Origin of the sequence: Micromonospora sp. M42, assembly GCF_000568915.1 — a bacterium.
In the GTDB taxonomy this organism is placed as follows: Bacteria; Actinomycetota; Actinomycetes; order Mycobacteriales; family Micromonosporaceae; genus Micromonospora; species Micromonospora chalcea.
Window position 1 is genome coordinate 1,010,080 of sequence record NZ_KK037233.1, and the last position, 18,390, is coordinate 1,028,469.

At 73.1% G+C, this 18,390-nt stretch carries 20 protein-coding genes; 12 read left to right on the plus strand and 8 right to left on the minus strand.

The annotated features are described in order from the left end of the window. Together MCBG_RS04320 and MCBG_RS04325 are read left to right on the plus strand one after the other, a co-directional pair. Positions 1–345 (plus strand): TIGR04222 domain-containing membrane protein (locus MCBG_RS04320; RefSeq protein ID WP_043324059.1); only part of this gene is annotated, 345 nt, incomplete at its 5' end. A 134-nt stretch (positions 346–479) separates the two neighbouring features. Beyond that, positions 480–788, plus strand: a complete 309-nt coding sequence (locus tag MCBG_RS04325; protein WP_013286318.1) for a hypothetical protein — start codon at positions 480–482, stop codon at positions 786–788. Positions 789–854: 66 nt separating this feature from the next. Here MCBG_RS04325 and MCBG_RS04330 read toward each other — a convergent pair whose 3' ends face one another. Further along, positions 855–2,423: an MDR family MFS transporter gene (locus MCBG_RS04330; protein ID WP_043324061.1), complete on the minus strand. Its 1,569-nt coding sequence runs from the start codon at positions 2,421–2,423 to the stop codon at positions 855–857. Positions 2,424–2,479: 56 nt separating this feature from the next. Then, a complete protein-coding gene (locus MCBG_RS04335; RefSeq protein WP_043324063.1) occupies positions 2,480–3,088 on the minus strand; it encodes an acyl-CoA-like ligand-binding transcription factor in 609 nt (202 codons plus the stop codon). A gap of 327 nt (positions 3,089–3,415) precedes the next feature. Between MCBG_RS04335 and MCBG_RS04340 the strand changes: the two genes are divergently transcribed. Next, positions 3,416–3,952, plus strand: a complete 537-nt coding sequence (locus MCBG_RS04340; RefSeq protein ID WP_223201061.1) for a DUF1062 domain-containing protein — start codon at positions 3,416–3,418, stop codon at positions 3,950–3,952. 45 nt (positions 3,953–3,997) lie between these two features. Here MCBG_RS04340 and MCBG_RS04345 read toward each other — a convergent pair whose 3' ends face one another. Next, positions 3,998–5,170 (minus strand): macrolide family glycosyltransferase, encoded by a 1,173-nt coding sequence (locus tag MCBG_RS04345; protein ID WP_369799354.1) that lies wholly within the window; start codon positions 5,168–5,170, stop codon positions 3,998–4,000. Positions 5,171–5,297: 127 nt separating this feature from the next. Between MCBG_RS04345 and MCBG_RS04350 the strand changes: the two genes are divergently transcribed. Then, the gene (locus MCBG_RS04350) at positions 5,298–5,891 is read left to right on the plus strand and encodes a TetR/AcrR family transcriptional regulator (protein ID WP_043324068.1); all 594 of its coding nucleotides are present in this window, start codon (positions 5,298–5,300) and stop codon (positions 5,889–5,891) included. A gap of 15 nt (positions 5,892–5,906) precedes the next feature. Here the strand turns inward: MCBG_RS04350 and MCBG_RS04355 are convergent, their stop codons facing one another. Next, positions 5,907–6,368, minus strand: a complete 462-nt coding sequence (locus tag MCBG_RS04355) for a tetratricopeptide repeat protein (RefSeq protein WP_043324070.1) — start codon at positions 6,366–6,368, stop codon at positions 5,907–5,909. A 222-nt stretch (positions 6,369–6,590) separates the two neighbouring features. Between MCBG_RS04355 and MCBG_RS04360 the strand changes: the two genes are divergently transcribed. Further along, positions 6,591–7,313: a hypothetical protein gene (locus MCBG_RS04360; protein ID WP_223201062.1), complete on the plus strand. Its 723-nt coding sequence runs from the start codon at positions 6,591–6,593 to the stop codon at positions 7,311–7,313. Positions 7,314–7,317: 4 nt separating this feature from the next. On the opposite strand, the gene MCBG_RS04365 is transcribed toward MCBG_RS04360, so the two are convergent. Then, positions 7,318–8,175, minus strand: a complete 858-nt coding sequence (locus tag MCBG_RS04365; protein WP_043324073.1) for an MBL fold metallo-hydrolase — start codon at positions 8,173–8,175, stop codon at positions 7,318–7,320. A gap of 94 nt (positions 8,176–8,269) precedes the next feature. On the opposite strand from MCBG_RS04365, the gene MCBG_RS04370 reads away from it, so the two are divergent. After that, positions 8,270–9,046: a class I SAM-dependent methyltransferase gene (locus MCBG_RS04370; protein ID WP_043324074.1), complete on the plus strand. Its 777-nt coding sequence runs from the start codon at positions 8,270–8,272 to the stop codon at positions 9,044–9,046. Next, positions 9,043–9,609, plus strand: a complete 567-nt coding sequence (locus tag MCBG_RS04375; RefSeq protein ID WP_043324076.1) for a maleylpyruvate isomerase N-terminal domain-containing protein — start codon at positions 9,043–9,045, stop codon at positions 9,607–9,609. Before MCBG_RS04370 ends, MCBG_RS04375 begins: the two co-directional genes overlap by 4 nt. Before the next feature lie 4 nt (positions 9,610–9,613). Here the strand turns inward: MCBG_RS04375 and MCBG_RS04380 are convergent, their stop codons facing one another. Next, complete coding sequence (locus MCBG_RS04380; RefSeq protein ID WP_043330135.1) at positions 9,614–10,084, minus strand: DnaJ family domain-containing protein; 471 nt, start codon at positions 10,082–10,084, stop codon at positions 9,614–9,616. Between the two features lie 237 nt (positions 10,085–10,321). Next, entirely contained in the window at positions 10,322–10,858 is a 537-nt protein-coding gene (locus MCBG_RS04385) for a GNAT family N-acetyltransferase (protein ID WP_043324078.1), read from the minus strand. 199 nt (positions 10,859–11,057) lie between these two features. Here MCBG_RS04385 and MCBG_RS04390 point away from each other — a divergent pair, with 199 nt between their 5' ends. Further along, the gene (locus MCBG_RS04390) at positions 11,058–11,708 is read left to right on the plus strand and encodes a LysE family translocator (protein WP_043324080.1); all 651 of its coding nucleotides are present in this window, start codon (positions 11,058–11,060) and stop codon (positions 11,706–11,708) included. Between the two features lie 54 nt (positions 11,709–11,762). Here the strand turns inward: MCBG_RS04390 and MCBG_RS04395 are convergent, their stop codons facing one another. Further along, positions 11,763–13,763, minus strand: a complete 2,001-nt coding sequence (locus tag MCBG_RS04395) for a beta-galactosidase (RefSeq protein ID WP_043324082.1) — start codon at positions 13,761–13,763, stop codon at positions 11,763–11,765. A gap of 115 nt (positions 13,764–13,878) precedes the next feature. Here MCBG_RS04395 and MCBG_RS04400 point away from each other — a divergent pair, with 115 nt between their 5' ends. The 4 genes from MCBG_RS04400 to MCBG_RS04410 form a co-directional block, all read left to right on the plus strand. Beyond that, positions 13,879–16,242: a TIM-barrel domain-containing protein gene (locus MCBG_RS04400; protein ID WP_223201063.1), complete on the plus strand. Its 2,364-nt coding sequence runs from the start codon at positions 13,879–13,881 to the stop codon at positions 16,240–16,242. A 48-nt stretch (positions 16,243–16,290) separates the two neighbouring features. Beyond that, positions 16,291–16,854: an ROK family transcriptional regulator gene (locus tag MCBG_RS33660; protein WP_223201064.1), complete on the plus strand. Its 564-nt coding sequence runs from the start codon at positions 16,291–16,293 to the stop codon at positions 16,852–16,854. Between the two features lie 218 nt (positions 16,855–17,072). After that, a complete protein-coding gene (locus MCBG_RS33665; RefSeq protein WP_223201065.1) occupies positions 17,073–17,489 on the plus strand; it encodes an ROK family protein in 417 nt (138 codons plus the stop codon). Between the two features lie 241 nt (positions 17,490–17,730). Beyond that, positions 17,731–18,390, plus strand: a 660-nt coding sequence (locus MCBG_RS04410; RefSeq protein WP_043324084.1) for a glycoside hydrolase family 3 N-terminal domain-containing protein, incomplete at its 3' end; no start/stop codon positions are given.

The window sequence follows — 18,390 nt, forward strand, 5'->3', positions numbered from 1 at the left end:
GTGGACAGCGCCGTCGAGGGGCGCTCCGCCGGTGGTCCCGCCTCGGTCGCCGGGCTGCTGCTCTGCTGCCTGGCCACCGCGCTCGGCGGCTGGTGGTTGACCGAGGTGCCGGAGACCGGGTCCGCCGCCCGGCGCCTGCTGCGGCGGCTGCGCCGCGAGCACGCCGACCTCGACCCCGAGCGCCGCCCGGTCTGGCAGGGCCGCGACACCGACACGCTGCTCACCGGAATGGCGCTGTTCGGCCCCCGCCCCCTGCTCGCCGTGGACCCGGCGTTCGCCGTCCAGGTGGGGATCGACCCGGACCGGGACCGCCCGCGCCCCGACCGCAAACCCGCCCGCCGCTGACCGAACCTCCCATTTCGCGTCGATCATGAGGTTGACGGTGTTCGGCGCCCGGTTTGTCCGGTACAACTTCATGATCGACCCGGCGGTGGCAGGCCCGCCGGTTTCCTTGTCTTGAGCGCCGGGAAGGCTCGGGCATGGCCGAGACATTCGTGAGCGAAGACCTGAAGACACTGCAGGCGATTGCGCGCGGGGCCGGGATACAGGAGGTCGACCGCCTGTCGCCGGACCAACTGGTCGAGGCGCTGCGCCGCGCCGGGGTGACCGACGGCACGCAGGACCAGTGGCCGCCCCAGCCGATCGAGGACCCGGCTCACCTGGCCGGGCTGCCCCGCAGTTCGCTGAAGCAGGGCGACGAGAGCACCGGCGGCCGGGCCGCCGAAGAGTCGATCGGTGCCATGCCCGGCGAGTCCGGCACCGAGATCAACGACCGTACGGAACGCTGACCGCAATCGCACAAGGGGCCGCCCCCGGTGACTCCCGGGGGCGGCCCCACGCTCGACCGTGCGGGATCAGTGCATCCCGGCGGCCGCCGCCTCCTCACGGACCCGGCGCTCGTCACCGCTGAGCGTGTTCAGAGGCTTCTCCTTGATGAACAGCACGACGACCAGGGCGAGCAGCGCGAACGGCGCGCCGATGAGGAACATCTCCGACGTCGCGGTGCCGTAGACCTCCTGCACGATCCGCAGCACCGGCTCCGGCAGGGCCGACAGATCCGGCACCTCGGCCGATCCGCCGCCGGTGGCCAGCGGCCCGAGCTTCTCCGTGGTCAGCGACGTGACCCGGTTGGCCAGGACCGCGCCGAGCGCGCTGACCCCGACCGCGCCGCCCATGCTGCGGAAGAACGTCAGCACCGAGGTCGCCGCGCCCAGCTCGGCGGCCGGCACATCGTTCTGCGCGGCCAGCACCAGGTTCTGCAGCAGCATGCCGACGCCGACGCCCAGCACCGCCATGTACACCGAGAGCATCGGCACGCTCGTGTTCGCGTCGATGGTGCTCAGCAGCAGCATGCCGACGGTCATCACCGCGGCGCCGGCGACCAGGAACATCTTCCACCGGCCGTACTTGGTGATCAGCTGACCCGCCACGGTCGAGGAGACCAGCAGGCCGAGGACCATCGGCAGGCTCATCAGGCCGGCCACCGTCGGCGACTTGCCGAGCGAGGTCTGGAAGTACTGCGACAGGAACACCGTGCCGCCGAACATCGCCACGCCCACCAGGATGCTCGCCACTGTGGTGAGGCTGACGGTGCGGTTGCGGAAGATGCCGAGCGGGATGATCGGTTCCTCCGTCCGGGCCTCCACGAACACGGCGAGCGCGAGCAGCGCCAGCCCGCCGCCGACCAGCAGCGCGGTCCAGCCGGACGCCCAGTCGAACTTGTTCCCGGCCAGCGACGACCAGATCAGCAGCGTGGACACACCGGAGGTGATCAGCAGCGCGCCGAGCCAGTCGATGCGGACCCTGCGGCGGACCACCGGCAGGTGCAGCGTCTTCTGCAGCAGCGCGATGGACAGCAGGCTGAACGGCACACCGATCAGGAAGCACCAGCGCCAGCCGAGCCAGGACGTGTCGACCAGGACGCCGCCGATCAGCGGGCCGGCGATGGTGCCGACACCGAAGACCGCGCCGAAGATGCCGGCGTACCGGCCCAGCTCACGCGGCGGGATCATGGCCGCCATGACGATCGTGGCGAGCGCCGTCATGCCGCCCGCGCCGATGCCCTGGATGACCCGGCTGAGCAGCAGCACCTCGACGTTCGGGGTGAATCCGGCGACCAGCGAGCCGACCACGAACAGGCCGAGGGACGACTGGATCAGCAGCTTCTTGCTGTAGAGGTCGGCCATCTTGCCCCACAGCGGCACCGTCGCGGTCATCGCCAGCAGCTCGCTGGTGACGATCCAGGTGTAGACGGTCTGGCTGCCGTTGAGGTCGGCGATGATCCGGGGCAGCGCGTTCGCCACCACCGTCGAGGCGAGGATCGCCACGAACATGCCGACCATCAGGCCGGACAACGCCTGGAGAACCTCCCGGCGTGACATCCGCGTACCCGTCTCGGCGGGTGGAACAGTGGCGGTGGTCATCGAACTCCTTGTCGTGTGCGCGGGCGGGCGGCCGCGGCCGGTACGGATGGGAGGGGTCAGGACGGATCGGGCAGGCCGGCGGCGACGGCGGCGAACGCCTCGGCGGTCAGCTCGCGCAGCGTCGTCGTGTCGGGTCGCTCGACCCACTGCATCAGGGCGGTGCGCAGAATCGCGCCGGCGACAGTGGTGACGAGCGTCGGGTGGCCGTGGCACGGGTCGAGGCCCAGCCGGGCGGCCACCGCCGCGACGATCACCTGCTCGGTCTCGGCGTTGCCGCTGATCAGACGCGGAAGAAGCGACGGGTTTGCCGCGATCACCCGCAGCCGCAGCAGCCACACCTCGCGGTCGGCCTCGACGGCTTCGACGACGTCGTCGAAGGCCAGCCGCAGCGCGTCGAACGCGGACACCTCCGGCGGCGCGGCGACGATGCGGGCGGCCAGCACTTCGCGGTCGGTCGGCTGGTCGCCGAGCAGCGCCTCGTCCTTGCTGGGGAAGTAGTTGAAGAAGGTGCGGGCCGACACGTCGGCGGCCTCGCTGATCTCCTCCACCGTCACCTGGTCCAGGCCGCGCTCGGCGACCAGGCGCAGCGCGGCGGCGCTGAGGGCGGCGCGGGTCTGCCGCTTCTTGCGGTCGCGCAGGCCGGGGCGGCTCTGATCCGTGGTCACGCCACGACCCTACGAGCGATCTTGCAGGGACTGCAAACTTTTAGTCAGTGAAGTGATGCGTGACGCAGCGGTGCCGGAAAACGGGTTGAGAGCGGTTCCGGACGTCCCGTACGTTTCCCGCACTCCTGTCGCAGCGAAGAAGGACGATTCCGCGTGACCCCTCCTGCTCTCTGACCCTGACACGTTCCCCACGCCTGTAGCCGTCGCCTGCGCGACGGCTCCCCGGGCTGCCCTCGCGCGCCCGGCCACAGCGTCCGAGGCCGCGCGTAATCGGCCTCGCGTCAGGTCTTCAGAGATCAGGTCTCCATGTCATCCCAACCTCATATCGTGCTGCCCTGGGTCGTACGCCGGACCCGCCTTCCGCTGCTGTCGCTGCGCTGCGTCATCTGCCGGGCGGAGACGGCCACCGCCGCCCGGGGCCGGTTCCGCGTCAACGCCAACGGCAAGCTGCTGGACGTCTGGCTGCTGGTGCACTGCGTGTCCTGCGGCCGGACCAGCAAGCTCACCGTCCGTGAGCGGGCGGCGGTCAGTTCGTTCGATCCCACCGATCTGCACGGCCATCAACTCAACGATCCCGACCTGGTGGCGGCCACACTGCTCGACCCGGCGTTCGCCCGGCGCTGCCACTTCACCCTCGACTGGACCGGAGCGTGGCGCCTGGACGCGCCGGTCGTACCGCTCGACGGGTGGCCGGTGCAGGTGAACGTCACGTTCGACGACCCGGTGCCGGTGCGCCCGGACCGGCTCATCGCCCACCGGTTCGGCCTCACCCGGTCCGAGGTGCTGCGCCGGGTCAAGTGCGACATCCCGCTGAAGCGTCCGACGAGCACCGCATTCACTTTCACGGTGCTGGCGGAGGACTGACCGCGCCCTGGTCGCGGCGGCCCGGGTGCCGCCGCGACCACGGCTCTACCCGCCGAGCGCGACGGCGAGTTCGGCCTCGATCAGGTCGGCGGCCCGGTCGGCACCACCGGCGGCGCGGGCCTGCCGCTTCAGCTCGGCGCTGCGGGCCACCACGGCCGGGTCCGACGTGAGGGCGAGCAACGTCTCGCGCAGCTCCGCGGCGGTGACGTCGCCCGAGTCGACGACCCGGGCGACGCCGAGCGCGGCCAGCTGCTCGGCGTTCGCGAACTGGTCGGCCGCCTGCGGTACGGCGATCATCGGCGTCCCGCAGTAGAGACCTTCGCTGCTGCCGCCCATGCCGGCGTGGGTGACGAAGGCATCCGCCTGCTCCAGTACGGCCAGCTGCGGCACCCACCGGTGGACCTCGACGCTGTCCGGGACGGGACCTAGTTCGGCCCGGTCGACGTGCTCGCCGATCTGCAGGACGGTGTGCCAGCCGGGCAGGTCGCCGAACGCGGCGACGCAGCGGCGGTAGAACTCGGGCTGCCGGGTGAAGGCGGAGCCGAGCGAGACGAGCAGCACCTTCCCGGCGTGCTCCGGTCGTACCCAGGAACCCTGCTCGGCGCGGTCGCCCAGCACCGGGCCGACGAAGCTGTAGACCGACCGGTCCACGCGGTCGGCGTTCGGCTGGAGCGCCTCCGGCGGCAGGACGAGGCTGCGGGGCGGCCGCCCCTGGAACGCCATGCTGTCGGTGACCGAGGAACCCTCGGCGGTCAGCCATGCGGTGAACCGCCGGTAGTAGTCGGCGCCGCGCGGATCGGCCCGCATCGCCTCCACGGCGGGTGCCATCTCCTGTTCGTAGCCGTCCCAGGCCACGAACGTCGAGGACAGCTGGACGGCCGGGATCCCCCACTGTTCGCCGAGCAGCCGGGCCGGCGCGCCGGCGATGTCGTAGAGGAACAGGTCCGGCCGGTCGCCGGCATAGGCGGCCCGCAGCTGCGGCAGCATGGCGATCGCGTCGTCGAGGAAGAGCGTGAGCTGCGCGATCGGGTCGTCGATGCCGGCGCCGCCGTCAGCGGGCAGCGTCGAGGCGTACGGCTTCAGCTCGGCGCCGGTGGCGCGGACGACCTCGGTGAAGGCGGGGTCGTTGGCGTACGTGACCCGGTGGCCGCGCCGCACCAGGGTACGGATGATCTCCAGGCTCGGGTTGACGTGCCCGTGGAACGGGATGCTGACCATGGCGATGTGCGGCAAGTGATCTCCTGATCTCTGCTGAGACGAGACGTCCCGTCTCGCTTGCCCAGCAGAGCATGGCACGACCACCTCCGTCAAGACGATACGTCTCGTCTCGCGGTAGGCTGCCGCTGTGACTCCGCAGCCCACCCGCCGCAACGAGCAGTCCCGCCGCGCGATCCTCGCCGCCGCCCTGGAGCTGCTGACCGAGACCGGCTATTCGGCCCTGACCGTCGAGGCGATCGCCGCCCGCGCCGGGGTCGGCAAGCAGACCATCTACCGCTGGTGGCGCGGCAAGGGCGCGGTCATCCTGGACGCGCTCGCCGACGACATGCCGGAGGTGATCGCGCTGCCCGACACCGGCGACCTGCGGGCTGATCTGCGTGCGGTTCTCCGGGCCACAGTCGCCGAGTTCGCCGATCCCCGGCTGTCCGCCACCACGCGTGCCATCACCATTGAGACGCTCGCCGATGAGGAACTGGCCGCCCAGGCGCGCGACCGGCTGCTCCGTCCCCAGTTGAACGCGGTCCGCGCCCGGCTGGAGGCCGCCCGCGAGGCCGGCCAGGTACGCCCCGACGCTGCCCTGGACCTGGTGGTGGAGCTGCTGTTCGGCCCGCTGTACCACCGCTGGCTGCTGCGCAACGGCCCGCTGACCGACGACTACGCCGATGGGATCGTCGACCTGGTCGTCGCCGCCGTCACCCCGTCAGCGCGCACCAGCGGCTAGCCAGTCGTCTGCGGTCTATCCTGCGGCCAGTTCCTGCGACAGCCGATCGAGCCCAGCCCTTATCAGCTTTCCGTAGCCGTCGTCGCCGAGCGCGCCGATCCCCTCCCGGGCCCGCCGGAGGTGGTCCCGGGCCTGGTCGAACTCACCGAGCTTGCGGTGGCACTCCGCCAGGTTCAGATGCAGCGACGGGTGCAGCCCGGCGACCGACATCGGCACCCCGGCCTGCGCGACCCGCTCGTCGGTGAGCAGGTCGGCCGCCGCGAGCGCCCGCCGGTCCCAGGCCAGTTCCTGGCGTACGTCGTCCTGCACGTCGGCCATCGCGTGGGCGAGGACGCAGACGTGCAGGGGGTCGCCCTGTTCCCCGCCGATCTCGTCCCAGATCCGGGCGAACAGGTCGCGGGCGTCCTCCCGTCGGCCGTGCTGGTGGTGCATCTGTACGCCGTCGTTGATCCGGGTCAGCGTCGCGTCGAACACCATCGCCTGCTCCCTGGGATCGGCTGCGGTGGCGTGATCGTACGCCGACAGCGGCCCTCTGAACTCGCCCGCACATAACTGTCATTATGGTGTAGCGCCGATTCGTCCTATTTGACCGGCCAGATAGGTCGATTACTGTTACCGGTAATCCGATAATTGTCGCGGCACCGAAAGTGTTCGGCGAGCCGAACACCGTCGGCTCGCGGCCTGCTCGACAATCCACGGGTGACGACGACATCCCCCGCGCGCCAGATGGCCGGCTCACCTCCCGCACTGCACTACTACGTGCTGTACGACGCCGCCGGCGCGCCGGAAGGACTGTTGGCCGAGGAGTTCCTGCTCGCGCCGGACTACTCCTCCGCCGGACTGGTGAGCGGTGGTTGGATCCGGTCCGAGGGGCGTTGGCACGAGGCGTCGGCCACCAGCCGGCGGCTACGTGCGGACGCCGGGTTACGCGAGCGGGTGACGCCCGTCGACCGCGACGCGGCGGCGGCGCTCTATCGAGATCTCTGCGGCGCGGACCTGCCGGACGAGGACACGCTGCGGGAGTGCTTCGGCGCCCCTCCGGCTCAGCCGCCCTCCCCTTTGCGGCTGGGCGACTCCGGACCCCGGCCGGGGTTCCGTGAGACGCGCGTCTACCGGATCCTGTTCGCCGGCGAGCTGAGCCCGGACGATCTCACGGCACTCAGCGAGGCGTGGCAGATGCCGATCACCGGCGACCCGGCGGATCCCGGCACGCGTGTCCTGGGATCGGCGCGCCGACAGGTCCGCGGCGACGCCTTCCGCTGGGATCTGCGCCGCGTCGCCGCGGGTGCCGCCTGGGGACTGGACGTGACCTGCGACCTTCTCGGCGACCGCGATGAGGCCGTCGGTGTGCTGCTGCACGGCCTGACGACCCGGATGCGCGAGCAGGGGATGCTTCCCGTCACCGTCGACCGGTTCCGCTGACGCCCTACCTCGCGAACGGCCTGGTCACCTCGAAGGGCTCGGGGAACCGTACGGGGATCCGGGCCTCCTCGCTCCTGCGGTCGAGGAACGCCTTCGTCGCGGCGAACCTGTCGAAGACGGGCGGCAGCGGGCGGAGCCTGCGGTCCAGCGACACGAAGAAGTTGTCCCAGTGGATCGGCACGATGAGGCCGGGCCGCGTCGCTTCCACCACGTGCCGCCAGTAGTCGTCCTGGAACCGCCGCGGCTGAACACCCAGAGCGCCTGTGGCGAGGTAGAGGACGTCGACGTCGAGCCCGTCGAACTTGCCGGGTACGAAGTTGGCGCTCGGATGGATCAGCAGCGAGCCGCCGGGATGGGTGATGAAGAAGGAGAAGCACCCGCCGTCGCGGTAGCTGCTCGCCCTGACCGGTGGGACGAGCGGTTCGTCGATCGTGCCCCGGAACCTGTTGCCGGGGCTGTGGACGGCGGCGAGCACACGCACGGTGAACGCGCCGACCGTGTGCTCGCCGCCGTCCGCGATGCGCGTCATCGACTCCTCGGCGAGGCCCGCGCCGCGCCCCACGTTCAGGGTCGACTCGGAACCGAAGAGCCTGCCCCCGAGATGCTTGACTATCTCGGGGGCGTCCATGACGTGGTCGTAGTGGGAGTGGGCGACGAAGAGCGCGTCGAGACGGGTCACCCCGGCCCGGGCGAGAGCGCCGGTGATCCGCCCGAGGTCGGGTGCGACGCGACCGAACGCGACACGGAGCAGCGAGGGCCTGCTCAGGAAGCCGTCGATCAGGATGCCGGACGCCCCGTCGGACAACCAGACGGTCGTGGTGCCGAAGAAGATGGCCTCGACAGACGTCCCGCTGGAGTCCATGCGCAGATGGTAGTGCGCCCGTTCTCGCGCTGGTGGCTGTCCGAACGGCGCCGCGAGGGCCGCAGCCGAAGGCGCCCGTCGATAGGGTGACCCGATGGACGAAGACGCACGACGCCGGCACTCCTCGTCGTTCGGCGCAGCGGCCATCGCGTACGCCGAACACCGTCCCGACTACGCGCGGGCCGCGCTGCGGTGGGCGCTCGAACCCGCGCCCGGCGCGCGGGTGCTCGACCTCGGCGCGGGCACCGGCAAGCTCACCGCCACGCTGGCCGAGGTGGGCGACGACGTCACGGCCGTGGAGCCGGACCCGGCGATGCTCGCCGAACTCCGCCGCACCCTGCCTGGCGTACGGGCGCTGTCCGGCAGCGCCGAGGCGATCCCGCTGCCGGACGCCTCCGTCGACGCCGTGGTCGCCGGCAACGCCATGCACTGGTTCGACATGGCAGTGGCCGGGCCGGAGATCGCCCGCGTCCTCTCCCCCGGCGGTGTCCTGGCCGGACTGTGGAACGTCGTGGACGACCGGGTCGACTGGGTCGCCGGGCTCGCGGCGGTCAGCGGAAGCGCCGCCATCGGCCCCCGGGATACGCCCGCGAGCTGGCACGACGCCACGACCGGCATGCACCTGCCGAAGACCGGCGAGGCCCGGTTCGGCTCGCCCGAGCAGGCGGAGTTCCCGCACGGGCAGCGCCGGACCGCCGACTCGCTCGTGGCGACGCTCGCCACCAGGGCCGGGATGCTGGTCATGCCGGAGCGGGAGCGCACGGAGACGCTCGACCGTATCCGCGCGTACCTGGCGAGCCGGCCGGAGACCGCCGACGGCGAGTTCACGCTGCCGATGCTCACCTGTGTGCTGCGGGTACGGCGATTGTGAACGGCGCGGACCTCCGCGCCGCCGCCGCGGCGACGACCGCCGTGCTGCGGCCCGCCGCCGGCCGGGACTGGACGGTACGCGCGGGAGACCTGGACTGGTCCTGCTGGACCACGGCCGCGCACATCGCGCACGACCTGATCGCGTACGCCGGTCAGGTGTCCGGCCGGCCCGAGGGCGGCTACCTCCCGTACGACCTGCGGGTACACGCGGACGCCGCGCCCGCCGAGGTGCTCACCGTCGTGGCGGCCGCGGCCGGGATCCTGGCCGCCACTGTCGACGCCGCGAGCCCGGACGACCGGGCGTGGCACTTCGGCCCCTGCGATCCGGGCGGCTTCGCCGCGATGGGCGTGGCCGAGATCCTGCTGCACACACACGACCTGACCCGAGGGCTCGGCCTGGACTGGTCGCCACCCGCCGAGCTGTGCGCCCGGGTGATGAGCCGGTTGTTCCCGGATGCGCCCGACGGCAGGCCGGCGCCGGTGCTGCTGTGGCTGACCGGCCGCGCGCCGCTCGGCGACCGGCCACGGCGTACCTCGTGGACCTGGCAGGCGGCGCGCCCCTGAACGCTCAGCGGCGCCACCAGCGCCAACGGCGGCGCGGGCGGGCCGACGCGGCACGGGGTGGCTCCGGCGTCGTGACGACCGGCGCGGCGCGTTCCCGGTCGGCGCGCCAGCCGCGCACCGCCTCCTCGACGTTCACCGGGCGTACCACCACACGTGGCCCGGTCGGGGTACGCAGCCAGGCGACCACCTCGGTGTTGAGCGCCGCCACGTACGAGCGGACGGCGTCCTCGGTGGGCAGGTCGCGCAGCTCGGCCGGGAGCTGTTCGATGCGGCGGCGCAACTGCAGCGGCGTGGGCAGCAGCAGGTCGGACGGGATCTGCTCGCGCTCCATGAAGCTGCGGATCCACCAGCCCTCGTCGTAGGGCGTGTCACGCCCCGGGATGGGCTTGCCGGCGCCCGGCAGGTTGTCGAACTCGCCGCGTTCCTGGGCCGAGCGGATCTGCGCCTCGACCGCGGCCTCCCAGGCTGTCGTCACCGCCGTCACCTCCCGTACCCACGGTAGCCGCCGCCGTCCGACAAGAGTCAGCGTCGCGCGGGGCCGGGCTGTTCCCGCGCGGACCGCCGCGTAGCGTGCCCCCGGGGTGAGGGGGTGCCGGCGTGCGCGACTGGCTCATCGGCCTCGTTGTGGCGACGGCCTGCCTGGTCGGGAGCTGGGCGGTGCTGCTGCGCCTGCTCGGCTCATGATGAGAGCAGCGGCGGGCCGGACCCGGCGTCAGGGCAGGTGGCGGACGTGGCGGTGGCCGTCGCGGGGAAACGGCGCGCGGGCCGGCAGGACCTCGGCGAACGCGTACCCGCTCTTTTCCGCCACGCGGCAGGACGCCGGGTTGTCGACCTGGTGCAGCAGCTCCAGGTGGGTCAGCCCGGTGGCGGCGAACCGGGCGAACGCCCATCCGGTAACCGCCTCCACCGCGCGTGGCGCGACGCCCCGGCCCCGTGCCGGCGCGGCCGTCCAGTAGCCGACCTCGGCGGCCGGGCGGCCCGGGCGGACGTCCTTGAGCACCACGCAGGCCGCCACCTGCTCCTCCTCCAGCACCGCGAACATGAACCGGTGCCCGGCGGCCCAGCCCTGGTGGCTGCGGCGCAGGAACACCCGCGCCTGCGCCGGTCCGGTCACCGGATGTCTGGTCCAGGCGCGCAGCACCGGATCCCGGTACGCCTCGATCAGCGCGTCGGCGTCACCGTCGCGCCACGGGCGCAGCAGCAGGGCGGGCGCGGTCGCGGTCGCCGGCGCGGACAGCACGATCGACATGCGACAAGTATCCCCACCGCCCCCGCCCCGCGCTGACCCCCGACTCCGGCGATCATGAAGTTGGCGGCCGTCGGTGACCGATTTGTCGCCGTCAACCTCATGATCGCCGGAGTGGGAGCAGGGGTGAGGGCGCGGCGGGGCGGTGGGTGTCGGCGGGTGGGCGTAGGGTCCGGTTCACGGTCGGCAACGGGGAGGCGACATGGTTACAGTCGGCGCGGTGATGGGGATCGCCCTGGTGGCGCTCGGTCTGGTGCTCACGCCCGGGCCGAACATGGTCTACCTGGTGTCCCGCTCGGTGACCCAGGGGCGGCGGGCCGGACTGGTGTCGCTGCTCGGCGTGGCAGCCGGGTTCCTGGTCTACCTGGCCGCCGCGGTGGCCGGCATCGCCACCGTGTTCGTGCTGGTCCCGCCGCTGTACACGGCGGTGAAGCTGGCCGGCGCGGCGTACCTGCTGTGGCTGGCCTGGCGCACGCTGCGCCCGGGCGGCACGTCGGCGTTCACCCCGACGCCGCTGCCGCCGGACCGGCCCCGGCGCCTGTTCACGATGGGCCTGGTCACCAACCTGCTCAACCCGAAGATCGCCATCCTGTACGTGTCGCTGCTGCCGCAGTTCGTCGACCCGGCGCGCGGGCACGTGGCGGTGCAGAGCCTGCTGCTGGGCCTGACCCAGATCGTCGTGGCGCTCACCGTGAACGCGCTGATCGTGCTGAGCGCCGGTTCGGTGTCGGCGTTCCTCACCCGGCGGCCGGGCTGGGCGCGCCTGCAGCGGTGGGTGATGGGCACGGTGCTTGCCGCGCTCGCGGTGCGGATCGCCGCGGACCGCTCCCGCGCCGCCGTCGCCACCCCCTGACCGGGGTACGCGCACCCAAGCCGTCCGTCACGAACGCATGCCGCCGGGGCGACGTCACGACGGCTCCTCGCGCACGACCGCAACACCACCCGGCGGCACCGTCAACGAGCCGTCGGCCGTCGCGCCGGTCAGCAGGTCGAGCCCGGTGACCGGCACCCGCTGCGGCCGGTCGGTGTGGTTGAGCAGGTAGAGCAGGCCGTCGTGGCGGCGTACCGCCTCGACACCCTCGGGCGCTCCGGGACAGGTCGGGGTCACACCGGCGAGCCCTGCTGCCTCGGTGAGCAACCGCCGATAGGTGTCGTCGTCGGGGCGGGTGGAGACGTACCAGGCGTACGCGTCGCCGATCCGGTGCCGGGTGATCGCGGGACGGCCGTCAAGCACTCCCCCGGCGTACGCGCTGATCGTCTCCGCGCCGGCCGGGTGCACCGTCTCGGACCAGATCCGGCCGGTCCCGCCGCCGGTCAGCGGCACGTGTTCGTCGTCGGCGAGCGGGTGGAACTCCTCCACCCACACGCCGAGCAGGTCCCGGTACGCGCCCGGGTAGCCGCCGAGGCGTACCCGGGCGTGCTCGTCGGCGACACCGCTGAGCCAGGTCACCAGCAGGTGCCCGCCGGCGTGGACGTGCCGGCGTACCCAGTCGACTGTGGCGTCCGAGGCCAGGTAGAGGGCCGGGAGAACGAGCAGCCGGCAACCGTCGAGCGGGGCGCCGGGCGGCACCACGTCGGCGGTGACGCCCGCGTGCCACAGCGCCCGGTGCGCGGCAGCCGCCTCGCCAGGGTGGTCGAGTCCGGCGCGGGGCATCCCCGGGTGCCGCAGCGCCCAGCCGCTCGCCGCGTCGTACGCGATGGCCACGCCCGCCTCGACGCGGCCCGGCGCGGTCCCGGCGAGCCGGCCCAGCGCGGCGCCCAGGTCGGCGGCCTCGCGGAACACGCGGGTGTCCGCCCCGGCGTGCGACACCACGGCGGAGTGGAACCGTTCCGCGCCGCCGGCCGGGGCGCGCCACTGGAAGAACATCACCCCGGCCGAGCCGCGTGCCACGTGGGCGAGGCTGTGCCGGGTCATCCGGCCGGGTTCCTTGGTGTGCATCCGCCCGGCGGTGTGGATCTGGTTGGGGGCGCTCTCGGCCAGCAGCCACGGCGCCGGCCGCCCGGCGCCGTGGCGGGCCCAGCCGCGGGCCACGTCGGCGGCGAACGCGGTTTGCTCCTGCGCGCCCGCGCCGACCGCGGACGGGTAGTGGTCGATCGCGACCACGTCCACCTCGCGCGCCCAGCGGGCGTGGTCCACCGGCATCCAGTCGCCGAGCACGTAGTTGGTGGTGACCGGCACCGAAGGGTTCGCCGCCCGCAGCAGGTCACGCTGCTCGGTGTACGCGGACAGCAGCGTGTCGGACCAGAAGCGGCGGAAGTCGAGCAGCTGGCCGGGGTTCGCGAGATATTGCGTGGCGTGGGGCGTGCCGACCTGCGCCCAGTCGGAGTAGTGCTGGCTCCAGAAGCTGGTCACCCAGGCGTCGTTGAGCGCGTCGAGGTCGCCGTACCGGCCGGTGAGCCAGCGGCGGAACGCCGCCTCGGTGTGCGGGCAGTGGCAGGTGGTGCCGTACTCGTTGTGCACGTGCCACAGCGCGAGCGCCGGGTGGTGCGCGTACCGGGCGGCCAGCACCTCGGCGATGCTGCGGGCGGCGTCGCGGTACGCGGGCGCGGCGGCGCAGTAGGTGTCGCGGCTGCCGTGGGTCAGGCGGACGCCGTCGGCGGTGACCGGCAGCGCGTCCGGGTGGCGCAGCGAGAACCACGGCGGCGGCGACGCGGTGGGGGTGGCCAGGGCGGCGCGGATGCCGTTCGCGTGCAGCAGGTCCAGGACGCGGTCGAGCCAGTCGAGCGTGTGGCGGCCGGGTTCGGGTTCCAGCCGGGACCAGGCGAACACGCCGACGGTGGCCAGGTTGACCCCGGCGGCGCGCATCAGGGCGATGTCCTCGCGCCACACCTCCGGCGGCCACTGTTCCGGGTTCCAGTCCCCGCCGTAGCAGAGCCGCCCGTCGCTCCACGGCGCTTTAGTTGTCATCCCGGCCAAAATAGGAACAGGTGAGAAGGAAAGTCAATGGCGTCGATCATTGACAGTTAGTTGGGCTTCCAAAGAAACTGGCGGGACCGCCCGTGGACGCCGCGAGGAGACGCCCATGCCGTACCGCCCGCCGCTGGTCCCGTACGAGACCTTCGTGGCCGACCCGCCCGACCTGCCGGTCCGCGCCCCCGGCGAGGAGGGCGCCGACGACGTGCTGCGGGCCGAGGTCGCCGCGACCGACGCGCACGGGGTCACGCTCACCGCGACCTGCGCGTCCGGCCGCACGCTGGTCACGCGCGTCGAGGCCGCCGGGGACGGGATCATCCGGGTACGCCTCGCCGACGACCCCTCGGTACGCAGCCGGTCCGCACCGGCGCTGACACTGGTCCACCCGCAACCCCACCCGGCCACCGTGACCGTCGCCGACGGGCAGGTCCGGGTGGCGGCCGGTGGCATGGTCGCCGATCTGAGCCTGGACCCGTGGGGACTGCGGTTCCACACTCCGGACGGACGACTGCTGCTGGCCTCCGACGCCGGCACCCGCGACATCAGCGGCCGCCGCCGCACGCTGCCGCTGGGCCGCTCCACAGTCGACGGGGAGCCGGTGGCCTGGCACGAGAGCTTCGTCGCGCCGGGCGACGAGCGGTTCGTCGGCTTCGGCGAGAAGTTCACCCCACTGGACAAGCGCGGCCAGCGGCCACTGATGTGGAACTTCGACGCCTTCGGCGGCGAGTCCGACCGGTCGCACAAGAACGTGCCGTTCTACCTGTCCGACCGCGGCTACGGCGTACTCGTCGACAGCGGGCTGCCGGTGCAGTTCGACATGTGCGCCAGCACGCACAGCAGCGTGCAGATCCTCGTCCCGGACGACCTGCTCGACTACTACGTGCTCGCCGGACCCACCCCGGCGCAGGTGCTCGACCGGCTCGACGCGCTGACCGGCCGCCGTACCTGCAACCGAGGTGGGCGTTCGGCGCGTGGATCTCCTCCGGCTTCTTCCCGGACAGCCAGCAGCGCGTACTGGAAACGGGCCCGGCGCATCCGCGCGGACGACATCCCCTGCGACGTGCTGCACCTGGACTGCTACTGGCAGGTCGCCGGACACTGGTCGGACCTGCGCTGGGACACCGACGCCTTCCCCGACCCGGACGGCATGCTCAAGGACCTCACCGAGCAGGGTTTCCGGGTGTGCCTGTGGATGAACCCGTACCTGATGACCGGCAGCCCGCTCTACGCCGAGGCCGAGGCCGCCGGCTACTTCCTGCGCCGCCCGGACGGAAGCACGTACGTCGCCGACACCTGGCACGGCAGCTACCCGGTCTGCGCGATCGTGGACCTCACCAACCCGGCCGCGGTGCGCTGGTTCCAGGACCTGCTGCGCCCACTGCTCGCCCAGGGCGTCGCCGTGTTCAAGACCGACTTCGCCGAGGGCGTGCCCGCCGACGCTGTCGCCCACAACGGCATGACCGGCGTCGAGCTGCACAACGTGTACGCGCTGCTGTTCAACGACGCGGTCGCCGACGTCACCGAGGAGGTGGCCGGGCACCGCACCGTGTGGGCGCGCTCGTCGTACCTGGGCGGCCAGCGGCACAGCGCCCAGTGGAGCGGCGACGTCAACGCCACCTGGCCCGGCATGGCCAGCACGCTGCGCGGCGGTCTGTCCCACGGGCTGTCCGGCGTGCCGTTCTGGAGCCACGACACCGGCGGCTTCCACGGCACCCCCGAACCGGACCTGTACGTGCGCTGGACCCAGTTCGGCGCGCTCTCACCACTGGTACGGCTGCACGGCACCACCAGCCGGCTGCCGTGGGAGTTCCCGCCCGAGGCGCAACGGCACGCGGTGGACGCGCTGCGCCTGCGCTACCGGCTGCTGCCGTACCTCTGGTCGGCGGCAGTGGACAGCGCCCGCACCGGCAGCCCGATGATGCGCGCGCTGCTCGTCGACACCCCGGAGGACCCGGCCGCCTGGACCGCCGACCTCCAGTACCGCCTCGGCCCGGACCTGCTGGTGGCGCCGGTGCTCGACAGGTCCGGCGAGCGCACCGTCTACCTGCCGACCGGCGACGACTGGCTGGACGCGTACACCGGGCAGCGGCACACCGGCGGACGGCACCTGCGGGTCGGCGTGCCGCTGGACCGGCTGCCGCTGTACTTGCGGCACGGCGCGCTGATCCCCACTGTGGCGCCCGCGCCGACCGTCGGAACCGGCCCGTTCCGGGACGTCACGGTGGTGGCCTGGGGCGGCGTGGACGGCGTGAGCGTGGTACGCGACCCCGACGGCGACACCACGGTCACCGCCGTGCGCGACGGCGACACGCTGCGGGTACGCGTCGACGGGCCGCTGGACGTACGGCAGGTCAGCGTGGTCGGCACGGACCCGCCGCGCCGGGTGGTGCTCGACGGCGAGCCGGTCCCGGTGACGCCGTTCGCGCCGTGGTTCCCCGGCCGGGCCCACCCGGCCGGGATCGCGCCTATTTAGTTTAAGCTTTAGCCGAACCCAGGGCCGGGCGCAGGAGGCGGGCAGTACGTGATCAGCATCGACCGGCCGACGGCCGACCTCGGCGACGTGCGGGTGACGAACCGGGCCGCGGTGCTCCGGCACGTCCGCCGCCACGCCCCCTGCTCCCGGGCCGACGTCGCCGCGCACACCGGGCTGAACAAGGCCACCGTCTCCAGCCTGGTCGCCGAGCTGATCGAACACGGGCTGCTGCGCGAGACCGGGCTGACCGAGAACCGGGTGGGCCGCCCCGCCACCATGCTCGTCCTCGACGGCGCCCGCTACGTCGGGCTCGGGCTGCGCGTCGGCGCGGACGAGCTGGTCGCGGTGGCCGCCGGGCTGGGCGGCGACCCGGTGCTCACGTGGCGGCGCGCGTTCCCCGCCGCCACCGCCGGTGCCGAGGAGACGGTGAAGGCGCTCGCGGCGCTGACCCGCCGCGCCGTCACCCGCGCCAACCGGCGCCGATTTGAAAAGGTGCTCGGCCTCACCGTGGCCGTGCCCGGGCTGGTCGACGCCGACGGCGACGTGCCGGCCGCACCGGCGCTCCTGGCGCGGCGTACCGCTCGCCGCCGCGTTGCGCCGCGCCCTGCGTGATCCGGGCTTCCCCCTCACCGTCGACAGCGAGGCCAACCTCGCCGTCCTGGCCGAGCAGCGGCACGGCCCGTACGCCGGCACGGCCGACCTGGTGCACCTCACCGGCGGGCCGGTGATCGGCGCGGGCCTGATCAGCGGCGGGCGGCTGCTGCGCGCAGCAGGGGCTTCGCCGGCGACATCGGGCACCTGCCACTGGCCGCCGACGGCCCGCCCTGCGCATGCGGCGGCGCGGCTGCCTGACCGCGCTGCTCGGCGTGGACGCGGTGATCGGCCGGCTGCTGCCGGACGCCGGCCCGGTCACCGATCACCTGCCGGAGATCGAACGGATCCAGGCGCTCGCCCGCGCCGGGGACGAGCCGGTACGCACCGGCCTCACCGAGATCGGCCGGCTGCTCGGCCAGGCGGCGTCGGTGCTGGCCGGGCTGCTCGACCCGGAGGTGGTGGTGGTCGGCGGGCACCTGGCGGCGCTCGCGCCGTGGCTGCTGCCGGCCGCCCACGCCGAACTCGCCGCCCGTACACCGGTCCCGCCCGGCGTGCGGCTGGAGGCCAGCACGCTCGGGTCCGCGGCCGGCGCGCTGGGCGGGGCCACCGCGGCGCTGGCCACAGTGGAGGCGGGACGCCTGCCCGCCGGGTGACCCCTTGACCGCACCGGCCGGAAGGTGTCAACCTCGGTAGCGCCGCGTTCCGGGATCGGGCAACCTGCGAAAGCGGCGTGTTTTTCGGCGGTTGTCGAAGCGCTTCACCACCGCTCCGGGCCGACCCTGCCGACACCGACCACCACCCTTTTTCGCGTACGCGCCGCCCCGTCACCGGCACGGTCGTCGAAGCGCTTCGACGGCTGGGCGACGGCCCGTACGCCGACCGGAGGCGCCCACCATGACCGACCCCGTCCCCCACCGTCTCGACGACCTGCTGGCCCGGCTCACGCTGCCGGAGAAGCTCGGCCTGCTGCACCAGTGGCAGGCGCCGGTGCCCCGGCTCGGACTGCGCGCGTTCCGCACCGGCACCGAGGCGCTGCACGGCGTCGCGTGGCTCGGCACCGCCACCGTCTTCCCGCAGGCGATCGGCCTGGCCGCGAGCTGGAACCCGGACCTGATCCGGGCGGTCGGGGCCGCCGTCGGCGACGAGGTACGGGTCAAGCACCGCGCCGACCCGGTCCGGGTCGGCCTCAACGTGTGGGCGCCGGTGGTCAACCCGCTACGCGACCCCCGCTGGGGACGCAACGAGGAGGGCTGGTCCGAGGACCCGTGGCTGACCGGCAAGCTGGCCACCGCGTACGCGATGGGGCTGCGCGGCGACCACCCGATCCGGCTGCGCACCGCGCCGACGCTCAAGCACTTCCTCGGCTACAACAACGAGACCGACCGGGCCACCACGTCCAGCGACCTGCCGCCCCGGGTGCTGCACGAATACGAGCTGCCGGCGTTCCGCGCCCCGCTGGCCGCCGGCGCGGCGGTCGCGGTGATGGCGTCGTACAACCTGGTCGACGGCGTACCGGCGCACCTGAGCCCGCTCATCGAGGGCGAGCTGCGCGGC

What these genes read in the sequence shown, in the direction of transcription:
- MCBG_RS04325 (WP_013286318.1), top strand. Translation starts at nt 480, where the DNA reads ATGGCCGAGACATTCGTGAGCGAAGACCTGAAGACACTGCAGGCGATT.
- MCBG_RS04330 (WP_043324061.1), bottom strand. Translation starts at nt 2,423, where the DNA reads ATGACCACCGCCACTGTTCCACCCGCCGAGACGGGTACGCGGATGTCA.
- MCBG_RS04345 (WP_369799354.1), bottom strand. Translation starts at nt 5,170, where the DNA reads ATGGTCAGCATCCCGTTCCACGGGCACGTCAACCCGAGCCTGGAGATC.
- MCBG_RS04355 (WP_043324070.1), bottom strand. Translation starts at nt 6,368, where the DNA reads ATGGTGTTCGACGCGACGCTGACCCGGATCAACGACGGCGTACAGATG.
- MCBG_RS04365 (WP_043324073.1), bottom strand. Translation starts at nt 8,175, where the DNA reads ATGGACTCCAGCGGGACGTCTGTCGAGGCCATCTTCTTCGGCACCACG.
- MCBG_RS04370 (WP_043324074.1), top strand. Translation starts at nt 8,270, where the DNA reads ATGGACGAAGACGCACGACGCCGGCACTCCTCGTCGTTCGGCGCAGCG.
- MCBG_RS04385 (WP_043324078.1), bottom strand. Translation starts at nt 10,858, where the DNA reads ATGTCGATCGTGCTGTCCGCGCCGGCGACCGCGACCGCGCCCGCCCTG.
- MCBG_RS04390 (WP_043324080.1), top strand. Translation starts at nt 11,058, where the DNA reads ATGGTTACAGTCGGCGCGGTGATGGGGATCGCCCTGGTGGCGCTCGGT.
- MCBG_RS04395 (WP_043324082.1), bottom strand. Translation starts at nt 13,763, where the DNA reads ATGACAACTAAAGCGCCGTGGAGCGACGGGCGGCTCTGCTACGGCGGG.
- MCBG_RS04400 (WP_223201063.1), top strand. Translation starts at nt 13,879, where the DNA reads ATGCCGTACCGCCCGCCGCTGGTCCCGTACGAGACCTTCGTGGCCGAC.
- MCBG_RS33665 (WP_223201065.1), top strand. Translation starts at nt 17,073, where the DNA reads ATGCGGCGGCGCGGCTGCCTGACCGCGCTGCTCGGCGTGGACGCGGTG.